The following is a 12,179-nucleotide window of genomic DNA, read 5'->3' on the forward strand; positions in this document are numbered from 1 at the left end:
CTCAAAATTAGAACCAGTATTAGACATATGTTTAAGCCTATCTCTTATTTTAAGATACATCTACTGTCTGGTGTTTCTCGGGGCCGCCCCAATCCGGGGGAAGGGAGACCAGAAAACTCTTCGGATACTAAGGTCACGAGCGTCGGGGCATACCAATGGTTTACTCAGAAAATTAACATACGGCAGAGTGTAACGCGGTGCTAAGACATGCGCCACCGAAACCGCGAAGCGGTGACGATCGCCCTGAAAGGGCGCTACGTTCCAGTAATCCACCTTTGTGATACAGGGAGGAGTGTATGGGCACACCAAGATTTACAGCTAAATTCAATCCGTCATATACCGGAAAGCTGTTATTGCGTTGCCGCAGTAACATCACACTGATGAAAAACGCTTTCGATAATCACGTGGATTCACTCCGATACGCCGCATAAATGCCCTTCTGAACCCATCCGTATTTGTATAACCGACTATATTGGCCAGGCGTTTAAGTGATACGCCAGTATCTTCAATTACCCGTCTGGCCGCATCGATGCGCGCCAGTTCGACAAATTCTGCCGGAGTCAAACCCACTTCGGTCTTAAAGATACGTGCAAAGTTTCGCTCGCTCATACCAGCGCGAGCGGCCAGCGTGGGTACACTCAAATCGGACTTCAGGTGCTCTACAACATAATCCTGCACCTCTCTGATTACACTGCGCTCGGCGGTTTGTGCCCACAATTGTGCGCTGAACTGTGATTGTCCACCAGGCCGTTTGAAGAACATCACCATTTCACGGGCAACGCTGAGCGCCAGTTTTCTCCCATGGTCTTCTTCGACCATTGCCAACGCAAGATCCATCCCCGCCGTCACTCCGGCTGAAGTGTAGATATTGCCATCCTTAATATAGATGCTGTCCGGATGAACGTGAGTTTGAGGGTGTTCCTTTGCGAGTTTTGCGCTGGAGCTCCAGTGAGTGGTGACATGTCGTCCGTCGAGCAGGCCAGCGGCGGCCAGAAGAAAAGCACCGCTACAGACCGACCCGATACGACGTACGGATTTCACCTGCCGACGTAGCCAATCTTGCAGTGCAGGATCAAGAGCAATTTCGTCGATGTGTGGACTGCCAGCCACGAGTAAGGTGTCTATCTTACCTTTATACGTTTCGAAGGTTTTGTCGATGCCAATCTTTAAACCGTTTGAGCCTTTGAGCATTCCCTTACAAGTTCCGATCACTTCGACCCTATAGGCTGCTGGATTAGCCAATTGTCTGGCTGCTTCGGCGAAGACGTCGGCAGGGCCGACAACGTCCAACAGCTGGACACGGGGGAATGCCAGGAAGGTTATGCGCATGATGTCTGTCCTCGTCGAATTATTGTCTGAATACGTCGCATAATGACTATTTCAGCCTAAATTTATTTGGCTGATAATAGCTTCAACAGCAAATTCAGTCAAACTGGAGACTACCATGAAAACTTTCACCAATCCCCCCACCGTCGCAGCTTCTCAACTGGAACAAACCAGCAAGGCGTCCATCAAAAACCTGCCTGTTAATCTGTTCGGCTCAGTCATGGGCCTTGCCGGTCTGTCGCTGGCATGGCGCCTAAGTGGTCACTATTACGGCGTCGGCGGCTTGTTAGGTGAAGCGATTGCTGCGCTGGCCGGGATGGTATTTGCGCTGCTATTCCTGGGTTACCTTATCAAATGGGCAAAACACCCCGGAGCGGTAAAGGCCGAGTTCAACCATCCGATTGCGAGCAACTTTTTTGGCACCGTCACTATTGCGCTCTTACTGCTTTCGTCAGTCGCAGCCCCCCACAGCAAATTGCTTGGACAGGTACTCTGGATACTGGGTAGCGCACTGACGGTATTGCTCGCAGGTCTCTTGGTTTACCGTCTGTTGTTGGGCAATCAGGATCCATTGAATGCAGTTCCTGCTTGGCTTATTCCGGGTGTTGCCACTCTCGACATTGCGGTTACCGGTGAGCACATGCCAATGGTCTGGGCTACTGAGTTCAAACTGTTTGCCCTTGCAGTTGGTGCGGTACTGGCACTGGTTTTTTTCACCCGGATTTTTTCACGTCTGGTGCATAAAACAGTGTTGGTCAAAGGCATGATTCCTTCGCTGATGGTTCTGATAGCACCGTTTGAAGTCGGTTTTCTTGCATACACCAATTTATTCGGCGAGATAGACCGGTTTGCCAGCATATTGTTCTACTTCGGCCTGTTTCTGTTCGTAGTGTTGAGCTTCAAAGTGTTCCGTCTCGATGTGCCTTTTTCCCCTTCATGGTGGGCAATCAGCTTTCCGATTGCTGCCCTGAGTAATGCTGCGCTTAAATATGCGCATGCAAATGACAACACTGTGCTAATGGTAATCGCTGCTCTAATTCTGCTGTTTCTCACCATGGCAGTGACCGTGTTGTTGGTGAAAACCGTGACCAGCTTGTTCAGCGGAAAACTGCTGGCCGACTGACCATTTACCTCGCTTTAGCGATCCCCAACAGACTATTTTCCTCATCACAAAGGTTCCATCGAATGACTTATAACATATCCTGGTTACTGCTGATCTGTGCCGGATTTCTGGAGATTTTATTTGCAGTCGGGTTGAAATCTGCAAACGGTCTTGAACGTCCATGGCTACTGCTGGGTACGCTCGTAACGTTGGCGGGCAGTTTGTGCTTGTTGACGATAGCGTTGCGAGTGCTACCCGTAGGAACCGCCTATGCGGTCTGGACTGGTATCGGCGCTGCCGGCACAGCCATCGTTGGAATGTTTTGGATGGGTGATGCTGTATCGTTCTGGAAACTTGTCTGGATCGGCATGATCCTGCTGAGCGTCGCAGGATTACGCTGGGCAGCTTAAACAGCGCAAATTTTTCGTTCTTTCGTCGGGTATCAGATGTGATTTTGAGGGTTATGATGCCTAAAAATCTTCTGCAACTTCAGCAAAGTAGCTGAGTAACCGGGTATGTCTCGCTGGCATACGTTCATGAGCTGGTGTTATCAGCCCCATAAGCAGAAAGCGTCCGCTATCCCACATGTGTTCTGTGTAAATGAGATAGTGATCTGAGGTACGATTGTAATTCTCTTGTCTGGCACTCAAGGTGAGCTGGAAATGCAGGTTAACGTGAATATGCTGGACGTTAGCATCGACAGCGAATGGCGGGAAATCAAAAGGGGCGTCCCTTCCAAGAATATTTGACGGTGCACCAGTTGATTTATACGTAATGAACTCTGCCTGTAACTATAATGTTGAATTGTATCTAGAGGACTGTATTCAGTCTGTACTTCATCAAAGCTTTCAAAACTATGAATTGATTTGTGTAAATGATGGTTCCACAGATAGTAGTCTAGAAATCTTAAAATCTTTTAATGATCCCAGGATAAAAATTCTCGATCAAATTAACCAAGGGCAATCAGTTGCTAGAAATTCGGCTCTTGATATAGCATCAGGTGAATATGTTTGGTTTGTAGATAGCGATGATAAAATTGCTGAAAATAGCCTGAATGCATTAGATGAAATATTGCGGCGTGAGCTGTATGAAATCGTTTTTTTAATGCGAAGGTTTTTTTGAAACTAAATCTCTAGAACAGAAAAGCTGGCATGAATATAAAAGAATAATTTATGGGGAGATTAATTCGCTAACTTTATTTGAAAGTGAAATGGCAAATGGTGGTGCTATTGTTTCGCCATGTTGTTATATTTTTAAAAGGGAGGCTTTAGATAGCCTCAGATTTATTCCTAATATATATCATGAAGATAACCCGTTTTATATTAAATTAATTTTAAGTAATCCAGCTTCATCTTGTTATGTATTAGATAAGGAGCTCTTTCTTAGACGCGTTAGATATGGTTCAGTTATGACATCAGAAAAGTCCATCAAACATGCTATTGGTTATGTGGTCGCTATTGAACGCTTATTAGAATACAAAGAAATAAAAAAATAAATAACGCACCCTATGACAAGTTTATAGCAGGGTTAATTGGCTCGTTACTCTTTACGTCAAAAGACTTAACTAACCGTGAATTTAAATTAAAATTAAATAACTACAAACGTCTGCCAGGGTTATCCTTCAAGAGAAGACTAGCCTGTAACTTACCAGGGCTATTTAGTTTTTACTTAAAAATAAAAGGGGGTATGGAAAATAATGTCTATTGTTAATGGCTTTATATGGGTCACATTGGGGCAATCCGTAAAAATATTTACGCAATTAGTTGCATTATTTTATTTAACACATCTCATCCCACCTTCTGAATATGGCTTGTTGGCCATGGCATCTGTAGTGATGAATCTAGCTAATGTCTTTAACGATCTGGGGACGGGGTCAGCCGTTATTCAAAGGGAAAACCCATCACAGGAGTTTTATAATTATATTTATAAGATTAATCTAACCACAGGGTTTTTGGTTATGCTTGTGGTTATCATCATGTCGCCACTAATTGTATTTTACTTTAATCATGTGGATTTGTATCCTATACTTTTTTTGCTTGCGCTAAGTTTTCCAATCTCTAGTATAAGCATAGTGCATAAAGCAAAACTCGAAAAGCAAATGGCATTTAAAGCTGTGGTTAAAATTGAAATTTTAGCAAGCTTTGCTGCAATAATTGTGGCTATTTTTTTAGCTAATCTTGATTTTGGCTTATATAGCTTAGTTATTCAAACGCTAACATCTATATCTATAGCTACTTTAGCCTTTTTAAAAACTTCAGACTTAAATCTATCCATAAAGAAAACAATAATTAATCAAATCGATAAGAAAGGCATCGTTAACTTTAGTGGGTACTTGTTATCGTTTAACTTAGTTAATTATTTTACCAGGAACCTGGATTCAATATTAATCGGACGTTTTTTTTTCAGTAACTACACTTGGTGCCTATTCTATTGCATATCGTATTATGTTATTCCCTTTGCAGAGTTTGACGCTTGTTACTTCGCGGGTTTTTTTACCGCACTTTAGTAAAGGTATAGAGAGCCAAAATAAAAATAAAGATCATTATTTGAAAGCGCTTAAAGTGATATTATCACTAAGCGCTCCAATGATGCTCGGGTTAGCTGCGACATCAACTGATTTTACGGAAATATTTTTAGACACCAAATGGTTTTTAGTTGGTGATTTATTGGTGTGGTTAGCGCCCACAGCAATTATACAGTCTGCTTTAAGCACCACCGGCACTGTATTTGTGGCATATGCCAAAACCAAGTGGCTGTTTTCACTCGGTTGTATTGGTGCGTTACTTTCTTTGGTAAGTTTTAGTGTGGGGGTATTTTTCGATATAAAGACATTGGTATGTCTTTACTTTTTTGCAAACTTAATAAATTTTTTACCAGTGTTTTTTTTGCTAAAAAAATTCTGGTGTTTAAGTATATTGAGTTAATTGATCTAGTGGTTAGGTCTGTCTTACCTGCAATCTTTATGTTTTCCTCAATAAAAATAATGAGCTCTTTTTGTTTTTTTAGTGATCTTGAATTGAGATTCGTAATAAGTGTTTTTTTTGGTGTGATATGCTATTTGGTGTTTTATGCTTCTTTGAACTATAAAGAAATAAAAAAATTAATAACTCGGATTAAAAGCAGGGTGCGTTAATGTCTATAACTACAATTTACTGAGGCCTTGTTGAATAAATCAAAATTTTTGATGATAATGGAAACCTAATTTTTGGCGATTCACTATCTCTTTTATTTTCCTGTACCTTCTGTGGAATTTCTCACCATTGAACATGATAATTTTTCCAACTTCAGTCAGAGACGTAAAGAGAATTTCAAACAGAACGTAAATAATAACGATAATAATTAATGTCAATAATGATTGATACATATTGCCCCCCTTTTATCGCACATTCGTTACCGCTTTACACCCCATTAAAACAATGGAATTATTTTAATAAATGAGCATTCCATGCTAATAAAGCACCTGGCCGGGGCCATCAGACAAATATGATGCTTATGGCTAATCTAGGATTTAACATCATTGCATCTTAAAACACGATGTACGTATTATTTAGATACTGGAGCGTGTGGTGCCGGGTGGCTCCCGGTGATTTCTCACCAGCATAGAAATCGCCAGCATACCTGCAGATAGCAGTTTACTGGTTCACCCTTCCGCACTGTAAGGATTCACCACACGATATAAGCTTAGCGTGCTGATGGAATTATTAATATTCAAATAAAAACAAATAAATGTTTAAAAGTGGAAAAGAATACCGCAGGTAAAAAAACCTAAGTGATGGACTATCAGGAAAATACGATGTTGTTGGCTAAATAGATGCCCTGGAACAGGCTGGTGATACTATCTGGGGCGATCCGCATGGAGAGCTTTCCTTAAGAACACTCCAACGTCTTGGCTTCCGCCCGGCGCATCAAAATATGCAACACATTGTTCTGGCAGTTCGTCCTGTTTAATTCACATTTAATGGCCTTTGCCAGCCTTTACAGCCAGCCCCTGTAAGCCCTTCCTTCATCGTGTTCATCAGAAAAGACCGCATCACTTGGGGCTGACATACGCCCAGTCATTAATGATTTTCCTAGCATGACTGACGTCGCCGAACCACTGTTCATTCAGACATTCATCGCGAAAGCATCCGTTAATGCTTTCAATAAATCCATTCTGGCACCCGCTCAAATTCCCGCACATTATTCGTCACCAGCGCGGTGCCGGCTGTTGTCGTTCCAGACAGTCACCGTGGCCAGATGCTCGGCCACCTCCCGCCCCGTGTAGCCAGACAGGATCGCCAGCGCCCGGGCGCCCGCGTCACGGGACAGCGGACTGCTGAACCCGAATCCGTCCGTCATCAGGAGCCACTGCAGACGTTCGGTCCAGTGCTCGCAAGGTTTGCGGACCGGTGAAAACACAATCTCCGTCAGTTGCCCGCGGTTGCAGTACAGCTGTCGCTGTTCCAGTTCATCCAGCAGGCTGTTCAGCTCGCGCCGGTCAGCTTCTTCCTGACTCATCTGCGGCCAGCGGATGCGGTGCCACTGCAGCTCCTGCGCCTGCGCCTGGTCGCCCGTGAACCCCGCGCGGGTGAGCAGGTCGGCCAGCGTGGCCTCCGTATATTCCTCGTATGTGGCCGCCGTGAGCGGGGCCGCGTCGCGCAGAACGTGCAGCAGGCGCGCCGGTGCCGGCAGCGCCCGCAGGGACGCTTCAGGACTGACCACGGCCAGGCGAATATCCTCAGTCAGCCCGGTGACCCCCAGCGCCTCCGGCGCGGCGCTCTCATTGATCTGCACCCGGACCGCTATCCCCGCATCGTGGCAGGCCTGCAGCCAGGCGGCGACCTGCAGGGGATCGCCCGCCAGGCGCGTCAGCTGCCCGGCCGTGTTCCACAGCTGCAGGCAGGTGGTGCCGTCATGACGGATAACGTAGTCGCCCCTGCATGCCATGTGCCAGCGATCGTCCAGCTCCACCGGCCGGTCGTCAGCCTCACCGGCCTAGCTGTGCGGGACCAGGGGCAGAACCAGGACCGCCGTCGCACGCTGCTCCGCCAGAACGCGCGCCTGTTCGTCAGCCAGAAGCGGGGCGGCCAGCGCACGGCCGGCGTCCGTCAGCTCAACGGCCAGCTGCATGTTCGGGGCGCGCAGGGTGCGCAGCCAGCCCGCGGCCTGCATGCGACGGCAGGAGGAACGGAGGTTCGGTCCGTACACCGGGGCGTCCCCGCCCTGCTCCAGTACCCGCTCAATATCCCGAGTGGCCACCGGTCCCGGACGTTTCGCACCGAGGGCGGCCAGCACAATCAGCACCCGGCACTGCAGCGGTGACGGGCGGCGGCTTTTTGTATCTGTCACGCCCTTGTCTCCCTGAGTGCATGGATCAGCCCCTCAAGGCGCTGCCTGTCAACATCATCAATGCGCTCCATGTCCGGTACTCGCGGGTACCCGCCCATCGCTAGGATAAACCAGAACCGGAGAATGTCTGGCGCCCTGTTCAGCTCCTGGACGTAGTAGGGGCCATCCTGGCGAAGGTCGCATTTCCTGATTTCTTCCTCTGCTTCCTGCGTCAGCAGCTCATAGCTGAATGAAAACATCATTTCTTCGTCCATTCTGCACGCACCATCTGATAATGTCAGGTTAAGTAAAAATGATACTTAGAATGTTTTTTAACGAATTAAGTAAACATCATATCAGGTATGATTTTATGGCTAATGATAACTATCATATTAGATATGATTTTATTGGTTTTGTTAAATAATCATATACTTTACGGGTTTTCTCCCATGCAGATCCGAAAAGATGCAGAAAAGGAATGTGCCCCTGAAAGAGGTTGTCAGGCGACTTCTGAATTCAGACCTTGTCTATCCCACTGGCGCACACGGTCGCCTGACGTTTTCGTTCAAGTCAGTCACTGATATTATTGACAGCATCATCAGGCTGGAACACCGAAGTAACGGGAGTGAAGACGGCTGGTACGAAATGCTGACCGGACTCATAAGAACATTTTCATCATTCAGTGATACCGAAACCATTTCCGGTGTTATTTATATGGGCACCTATGAAGATATCAGGAATATTTACGGCAGTTACGCAGATATTGTTTTTTATCTTTCCGCTGGGCCTCTTACTGTCAGCAGGCGTGTACAGGATGCGCTGGATGAGAATATCTTCACGTATTATACAAAGCAGCAAATTATCAGTCGGCTACAGGGAATGAAACGTCGTGAAGATGCCCCCTCTGACGGGTATTTAATGCCAGAGAAAGATTTCAAGGCGAAGATAACGGCTTTCAATACAACGCTTGATGCCTATATTCTGGCGTTCAGTCAGAGTATGCGGGATGAACTTATTCATGCTGAAGTCGATACAGAACGCCTCAGAAAGACCGATCTGACTCTCAGTCACGGGCTGCCTGACATGCTTGCTCAGGATGCCCTGCTTTCCCGTTTTTCCTTCAGCAGCGTTGAAAACAGGGATACAGCATGGGAGGCCAGGTCAGTTTGCGGAACCATGCCAAAAATTATCATTGCCCGGGGCATTAACAGCAATGTATACGGCGAGTTGAAAGCGCTCCAGGAAGTCAAAAATTATCATGCTTCATGACGTTTACCGCATCCTGAGCCATCTGCCGCCGCAGCGGACCGAAAACGTTCGCAACGTGGACGAACTGCTGCAGCATGTCAGGGAGATGACCGCCGACAAGGACGGCTTTACGCTTATTTTCTTCGGTACCCGCCTGGGGAGCGAGCTGCGTGAACTGACCCACCACATTGACAGGCATGCAGAGCTGGGGATCACGGTGGACCTGACGTCACTCCGCGACGGCCTGATGCCGGTCAGAATCAACGGCTGTGTTGTCTACCAGGTGTGGGGCTATGAAGGATACTATTCCCTGCTCGTCAGGAACAGTATCTTCGTTAACTTCCATCTGCGAAGAGATCCTGATGGTCTGCTGTTCAGTTCATCGTGGCAGACGGACAGTGAAGATCCCCTGACCGGTTCGGTGACCACCATCTGGCATCAGATGCTGGAAATCAACGGTGCTGTGGTGGCCCGGTTCGAACATCGCTGTGAACTGCCCCGGTTTTCCGGGAGAGTATTTTGGTTGGGAACTCAGGCTGCCAGATCCTTATTCCCGATGGAAGCATAATATGCCTGTTCGGCTTCTGCCGGTGGGATATGCCCCAGCCTTTCCAGCAACCGGCGATTGTTGTACCAGTCCACCCACGCCAGCGTCGCCAGCTCAACCTCTGCACGGCTTTTCCAGCTTTGTCTGTGTATCACCTCCGCTTTGTACAGGCCGTTGATGCTTTCGGCCATCGCGTTATCATAAGAGTCACCCGTACTTCCCGTTGAAGCCAGAAGCTCCGCCTCCTGCAACCGCTGTGTCTATGCCAGCGACACGTACTGTGAACCTTTGTCGCTGTGATGGATGGTGCCTGATGGCCGGCGGGCCCACAGCGCCTGCTCCAGCGCATCCAGCACGAACGTGGTTTCCATCGATGACGACACCCGCCAGCCCACGATGGCTCCGGCGAACACGTCGATGATGAACGCCACATACGCGAAGCCCTGCCAGGTACTCACGTATGTGAAGTCTGCTACCCAAAGCTGATTGGGACGCTCTGCCACGAACTGACGGTTGACCCGGTCGCCTGCCGCAGCTTCTTTCCGGCTGACGGTGGTCCGGACCTTTTTGCCCCGGCGCACCCCGGCAAGCCCCATGTTTTTCATCAGTCGCGCGATGGTGCATCGGGCCACGCTGAAGCCCTCCCGCAGCAGCTGGCGCCAGACCTTGCGAACACCATAGACGCTGTGGTTTTCGTCGTACACGCGCTGTATCTCCTGCTTCAGTTGTTCATCACGCTGGTCGCGATGGCTGCGTCTGTCAGGATGCAGCTGATATTCACGGTGGCGGTAGTATGAAGACGGGGCGATATCCAGCTCATGGCATACCGGTCCGACCCCGTATTCATCGCTCAGGGTATCCACCAGGAGGGCTATTTTTTCCAGAGGCGGTCGAACTCCGCCTTCGCAAAATAAGCTGAGGCCTGTCGCAGGATATCATTGCTGCGCCGTAGCTCGCGGTTCTCCCGCTCCAGCTCTTTCAGACGCTGACGCTCAGTGGTGGTGAGGCCACCATCACCGCCACCGGCATCACGTTCATACTGACGCAGCCAGATACGCAGGGTCTCGGGCGTACAGCCGATTTTAGGGGCGATGGAACTGATGGCCGCCCACTGCGAGTCATAGTCATTCTGGCTTTCAATAACCATACGAACGGCCCGCTGACGAATCTCAGGGGAAAAGCGAGTATTTTTAGTCATCCTGTTTACCTCTCTCAAGGAGTTTAGTCTCCAGGATTCCCGGGGCGGTTCAGTTCCAATGCCCGGCTGGTTGATTTTCCGTCGACACTGAAGCTTGCCGGCCACAGGGGCGGTGGTGAGGTGGCTTCAGCTGATGGAATGCGCTTTGTCACGCCGGTGGAAAGGCTCAACGCCGGACCGAACAAAAATTTTGGCTAAGGACGTGGCATCACCTGGTACAACTTCATTTCAGATCAGTACACCGGGTTCTACGGTGTTGTCATTCCAAGCACATTTAGATAAAAAGCGCCTCGCATCACTGAGTTCTCAGACAATTCGCACACTATCTGACATCTCGATTAGCATCATTTTGTTCAACGCACGTATCATGGCCGTAACCTAATTTAACTCCACATCTTAGTCACGCAAAATCGAACAGTTGTTTAAATAGATGTGGAGCAAATTAAGGCGCAAGCATCAGCACCTTGAACTGGCTGGGCACAATACGCATGCCAATAGCATTGGTGGAGTTTTGCAGGGTAACGCTGGTAAGCCGCGTGGCCGGGGTGCCCTTAAGCAGCACGGTAAAGGCCCCGGTCAGATGGCGCGACGGCCCCATTACCGTGCCGGAAGCGACGCCGGTCGCCACGCCGGGGTTATCACCATTCGTCAGCGGCGTCACCGTTGCCATGTTGTGCGCGGGCATTCCCATAAACAGAATATTTAGCGCATTAGGTATTGCCGTCGGCCCCAGCGCGATATCCGGATAAGGAACCGGCGTCGGCACCGGCATCGGCGTCAGGCAGACGTCGGGAAAAGCTAGGTCAACGCCAGACAGCTGGCAGTTAGCAAACATAGAAGCTCCTCAGCCCATATGGATCTGTTCAGAATCGACTTTAGTGATCGCCTTCGAGGTGATCACAGTGTTGTGCGCATGCAGGCGCGCATAGTCCTCGGCCTTCATATCCAGCTGCCCGGCGCGCACCTGCTCGGTGTTGCGCGTAGTGCGCAGCAGGTTGTGGCTGATCTGGCTTACCGTCTGCCAGACGGACTCGGCGCGTTTGCCGACGATGCGCGACAGGCTGACCCACGCGGAGAGCTTGTCACCGCTGTAGTTCATCGTGCTGACATGGCAGTCGCCCTCGTCAGCCGTAACACGCAGCGCAGCGCTGCTCAGGCTCAGCTCACCGCTGCTGCGAATATGCAGGTCGCCGGGCACGCTCAGCTCCGCCGCCTGCGGATTGACCCGCTCCAGCACCGCCAGCAGCCAGATCTGGTTATCGACGTGGTTGATTAACACCCGATCGCCCACCTGTGGGGCAATCACGCAGCTTACCGCACGCTGACAGTGCCAGCCGCGCCCTTCACTCTCAACGTTCAGGCTTCCATCGGCAAAAACGTGGGTAATGCTGCCGGAAGCCTGCACCGGCAGCATTACCGCCTGCGCCAGTTTGTGATTGATATTGTTCATA

At 49.1% G+C, this 12,179-nt stretch carries 13 protein-coding genes, 4 pseudogenes and 1 other annotated feature; of the genes and pseudogenes, 9 read left to right on the forward strand and 8 right to left on the reverse strand.

Translation table 11 applies throughout. The features are described 5' to 3' along the window. Positions 1-372: 372 nt before the first annotated feature. Complete coding sequence (locus tag AC2FAP_RS21460; protein WP_172686931.1) at positions 373-1,329, reverse strand: GlxA family transcriptional regulator; 957 nt, start codon at positions 1,327-1,329, stop codon at positions 373-375. A 115-nt stretch (positions 1,330-1,444) separates the two neighbouring features. On the opposite strand from AC2FAP_RS21460, the gene AC2FAP_RS21465 reads away from it, so the two are divergent. Together AC2FAP_RS21465 and AC2FAP_RS21470 are read left to right on the forward strand one after the other, a co-directional pair. Continuing rightward, positions 1,445-2,449: an SLAC1 anion channel family protein gene (locus tag AC2FAP_RS21465; RefSeq protein ID WP_172686930.1), complete on the forward strand. Its 1,005-nt coding sequence runs from the start codon at positions 1,445-1,447 to the stop codon at positions 2,447-2,449. Between the two features lie 62 nt (positions 2,450-2,511). Then, positions 2,512-2,838 carry a DMT family transporter gene (locus AC2FAP_RS21470; protein WP_172686929.1) on the forward strand — a complete coding sequence of 109 codons (327 nt, stop codon included), beginning with the start codon at positions 2,512-2,514 and terminating at the stop codon, positions 2,836-2,838. Between the two features lie 60 nt (positions 2,839-2,898). On the opposite strand, the gene AC2FAP_RS21475 is transcribed toward AC2FAP_RS21470, so the two are convergent. Continuing rightward, positions 2,899-3,204 carry a type II toxin-antitoxin system YafO family toxin gene (locus AC2FAP_RS21475; RefSeq protein WP_172687046.1) on the reverse strand — a complete coding sequence of 102 codons (306 nt, stop codon included), beginning with the start codon at positions 3,202-3,204 and terminating at the stop codon, positions 2,899-2,901. Here AC2FAP_RS21475 and AC2FAP_RS21480 point away from each other — a divergent pair. From AC2FAP_RS21480 to AC2FAP_RS21495, 4 genes are all read left to right on the forward strand, one after another. Further along, positions 3,203-3,550, forward strand: a complete 348-nt coding sequence (locus tag AC2FAP_RS21480) for a glycosyltransferase family 2 protein (protein ID WP_172686928.1) — start codon at positions 3,203-3,205, stop codon at positions 3,548-3,550. The two genes, AC2FAP_RS21475 and AC2FAP_RS21480, sit on opposite strands and share 2 nt — an antisense overlap. An 88-nt stretch (positions 3,551-3,638) precedes the next feature. Next, entirely contained in the window at positions 3,639-3,923 is a 285-nt protein-coding gene (locus AC2FAP_RS21485) for a hypothetical protein (protein ID WP_172686927.1), read from the forward strand. A 201-nt stretch (positions 3,924-4,124) separates the two neighbouring features. Then, positions 4,125-4,934: an oligosaccharide flippase family protein gene (locus AC2FAP_RS21490; protein WP_172687045.1), complete on the forward strand. Its 810-nt coding sequence runs from the start codon at positions 4,125-4,127 to the stop codon at positions 4,932-4,934. Further along, on the forward strand, positions 4,873-5,352 hold the full coding sequence (locus AC2FAP_RS21495) for an oligosaccharide flippase family protein (RefSeq protein ID WP_237363382.1): 480 nt from the start codon (positions 4,873-4,875) through the stop codon (positions 5,350-5,352). The genes AC2FAP_RS21490 and AC2FAP_RS21495 overlap by 62 nt, the downstream gene beginning before the upstream one ends. A 1,127-nt stretch (positions 5,353-6,479) precedes the next feature. On the opposite strand, the pseudogene AC2FAP_RS21500 reads toward AC2FAP_RS21495, so the two are convergent. From AC2FAP_RS21500 to AC2FAP_RS21510, 3 genes and pseudogenes are all read right to left on the reverse strand, one after another. Continuing rightward, positions 6,480-6,584 (reverse strand): annotated as a pseudogene (locus tag AC2FAP_RS21500) (integrase core domain-containing protein); the annotation flags it as partial. A gap of 593 nt (positions 6,585-7,177) precedes the next feature. After that, positions 7,178-7,756: pseudogene (locus tag AC2FAP_RS21505) on the reverse strand (hypothetical protein); the annotation flags it as partial. Continuing rightward, positions 7,753-7,998 carry a hypothetical protein gene (locus AC2FAP_RS21510; protein ID WP_331394638.1) on the reverse strand — a complete coding sequence of 82 codons (246 nt, stop codon included), beginning with the start codon at positions 7,996-7,998 and terminating at the stop codon, positions 7,753-7,755. The gene AC2FAP_RS21510 and the pseudogene AC2FAP_RS21505, both read right to left, overlap by 4 nt. A 202-nt stretch (positions 7,999-8,200) precedes the next feature. Between AC2FAP_RS21510 and AC2FAP_RS21515 the strand changes: the two genes are divergently transcribed. Further along, the gene (locus AC2FAP_RS21515; protein WP_172687043.1) at positions 8,201-9,004 is read left to right on the forward strand and encodes a hypothetical protein; all 804 of its coding nucleotides are present in this window, start codon (positions 8,201-8,203) and stop codon (positions 9,002-9,004) included. After that, positions 8,994-9,551, forward strand: coding sequence for a hypothetical protein (locus AC2FAP_RS21520; RefSeq protein WP_172687042.1), 558 nt, complete (start codon positions 8,994-8,996; stop codon positions 9,549-9,551). The genes AC2FAP_RS21515 and AC2FAP_RS21520 overlap by 11 nt, the downstream gene beginning before the upstream one ends. On the opposite strand, the pseudogene AC2FAP_RS21525 reads toward AC2FAP_RS21520, so the two are convergent. Next, positions 9,515-10,728 (reverse strand): annotated as a pseudogene (locus AC2FAP_RS21525) (IS3 family transposase). The gene AC2FAP_RS21520 and the pseudogene AC2FAP_RS21525 sit on opposite strands and share 37 nt — an antisense overlap. Continuing rightward, positions 10,331-10,447, reverse strand: a sequence feature (AL1L pseudoknot). Its footprint overlaps the pseudogene before it by 117 nt. Before the next feature lie 51 nt (positions 10,729-10,779). Here AC2FAP_RS21525 and AC2FAP_RS21530 point away from each other — a divergent pair. Further along, positions 10,780-11,007, forward strand: a pseudogene (locus AC2FAP_RS21530) (Tn3 family transposase); the annotation flags it as partial. Positions 11,008-11,170: 163 nt separating this feature from the next. Here AC2FAP_RS21530 and AC2FAP_RS21535 read toward each other — a convergent pair. Both AC2FAP_RS21535 and AC2FAP_RS21540 read right to left on the reverse strand, forming a co-directional pair. Further along, the gene (locus AC2FAP_RS21535) at positions 11,171-11,563 is read right to left on the reverse strand and encodes a DUF4150 domain-containing protein (RefSeq protein WP_172687041.1); all 393 of its coding nucleotides are present in this window, start codon (positions 11,561-11,563) and stop codon (positions 11,171-11,173) included. Positions 11,564-11,572: 9 nt separating this feature from the next. Then, positions 11,573-12,178 (reverse strand): DUF3540 domain-containing protein, encoded by a 606-nt coding sequence (locus tag AC2FAP_RS21540; protein ID WP_172687040.1) that lies wholly within the window; start codon positions 12,176-12,178, stop codon positions 11,573-11,575. Position 12,179 lies beyond the last annotated feature (1 nt).

The organism is Enterobacter cloacae complex sp. 394I7 (assembly GCF_057320345.1).

Bases quoted from the DNA above. Each gene is read 5' to 3' on its own strand.
- AC2FAP_RS21460 (WP_172686931.1), bottom strand. From the start codon at position 1,329: ATGCGCATAACCTTCCTGGCATTCCCCCGTGTCCAGCTGTTGGACGTT.
- AC2FAP_RS21480 (WP_172686928.1), top strand. From the start codon at position 3,203: ATGAACTCTGCCTGTAACTATAATGTTGAATTGTATCTAGAGGACTGT.
- AC2FAP_RS21465 (WP_172686930.1), top strand. From the start codon at position 1,445: ATGAAAACTTTCACCAATCCCCCCACCGTCGCAGCTTCTCAACTGGAA.
- AC2FAP_RS21510 (WP_331394638.1), bottom strand. From the start codon at position 7,998: ATGATGTTTTCATTCAGCTATGAGCTGCTGACGCAGGAAGCAGAGGAA.
- AC2FAP_RS21485 (WP_172686927.1), top strand. From the start codon at position 3,639: ATGGCAAATGGTGGTGCTATTGTTTCGCCATGTTGTTATATTTTTAAA.
- AC2FAP_RS21470 (WP_172686929.1), top strand. From the start codon at position 2,512: ATGACTTATAACATATCCTGGTTACTGCTGATCTGTGCCGGATTTCTG.
- AC2FAP_RS21520 (WP_172687042.1), top strand. From the start codon at position 8,994: ATGCTTCATGACGTTTACCGCATCCTGAGCCATCTGCCGCCGCAGCGG.
- AC2FAP_RS21495 (WP_237363382.1), top strand. From the start codon at position 4,873: ATGTTATTCCCTTTGCAGAGTTTGACGCTTGTTACTTCGCGGGTTTTT.
- AC2FAP_RS21535 (WP_172687041.1), bottom strand. From the start codon at position 11,563: ATGTTTGCTAACTGCCAGCTGTCTGGCGTTGACCTAGCTTTTCCCGAC.
- AC2FAP_RS21490 (WP_172687045.1), top strand. From the start codon at position 4,125: ATGTCTATTGTTAATGGCTTTATATGGGTCACATTGGGGCAATCCGTA.
- AC2FAP_RS21540 (WP_172687040.1), bottom strand. From the start codon at position 12,178: ATGAACAATATCAATCACAAACTGGCGCAGGCGGTAATGCTGCCGGTG.
- AC2FAP_RS21515 (WP_172687043.1), top strand. From the start codon at position 8,201: ATGCAGAAAAGGAATGTGCCCCTGAAAGAGGTTGTCAGGCGACTTCTG.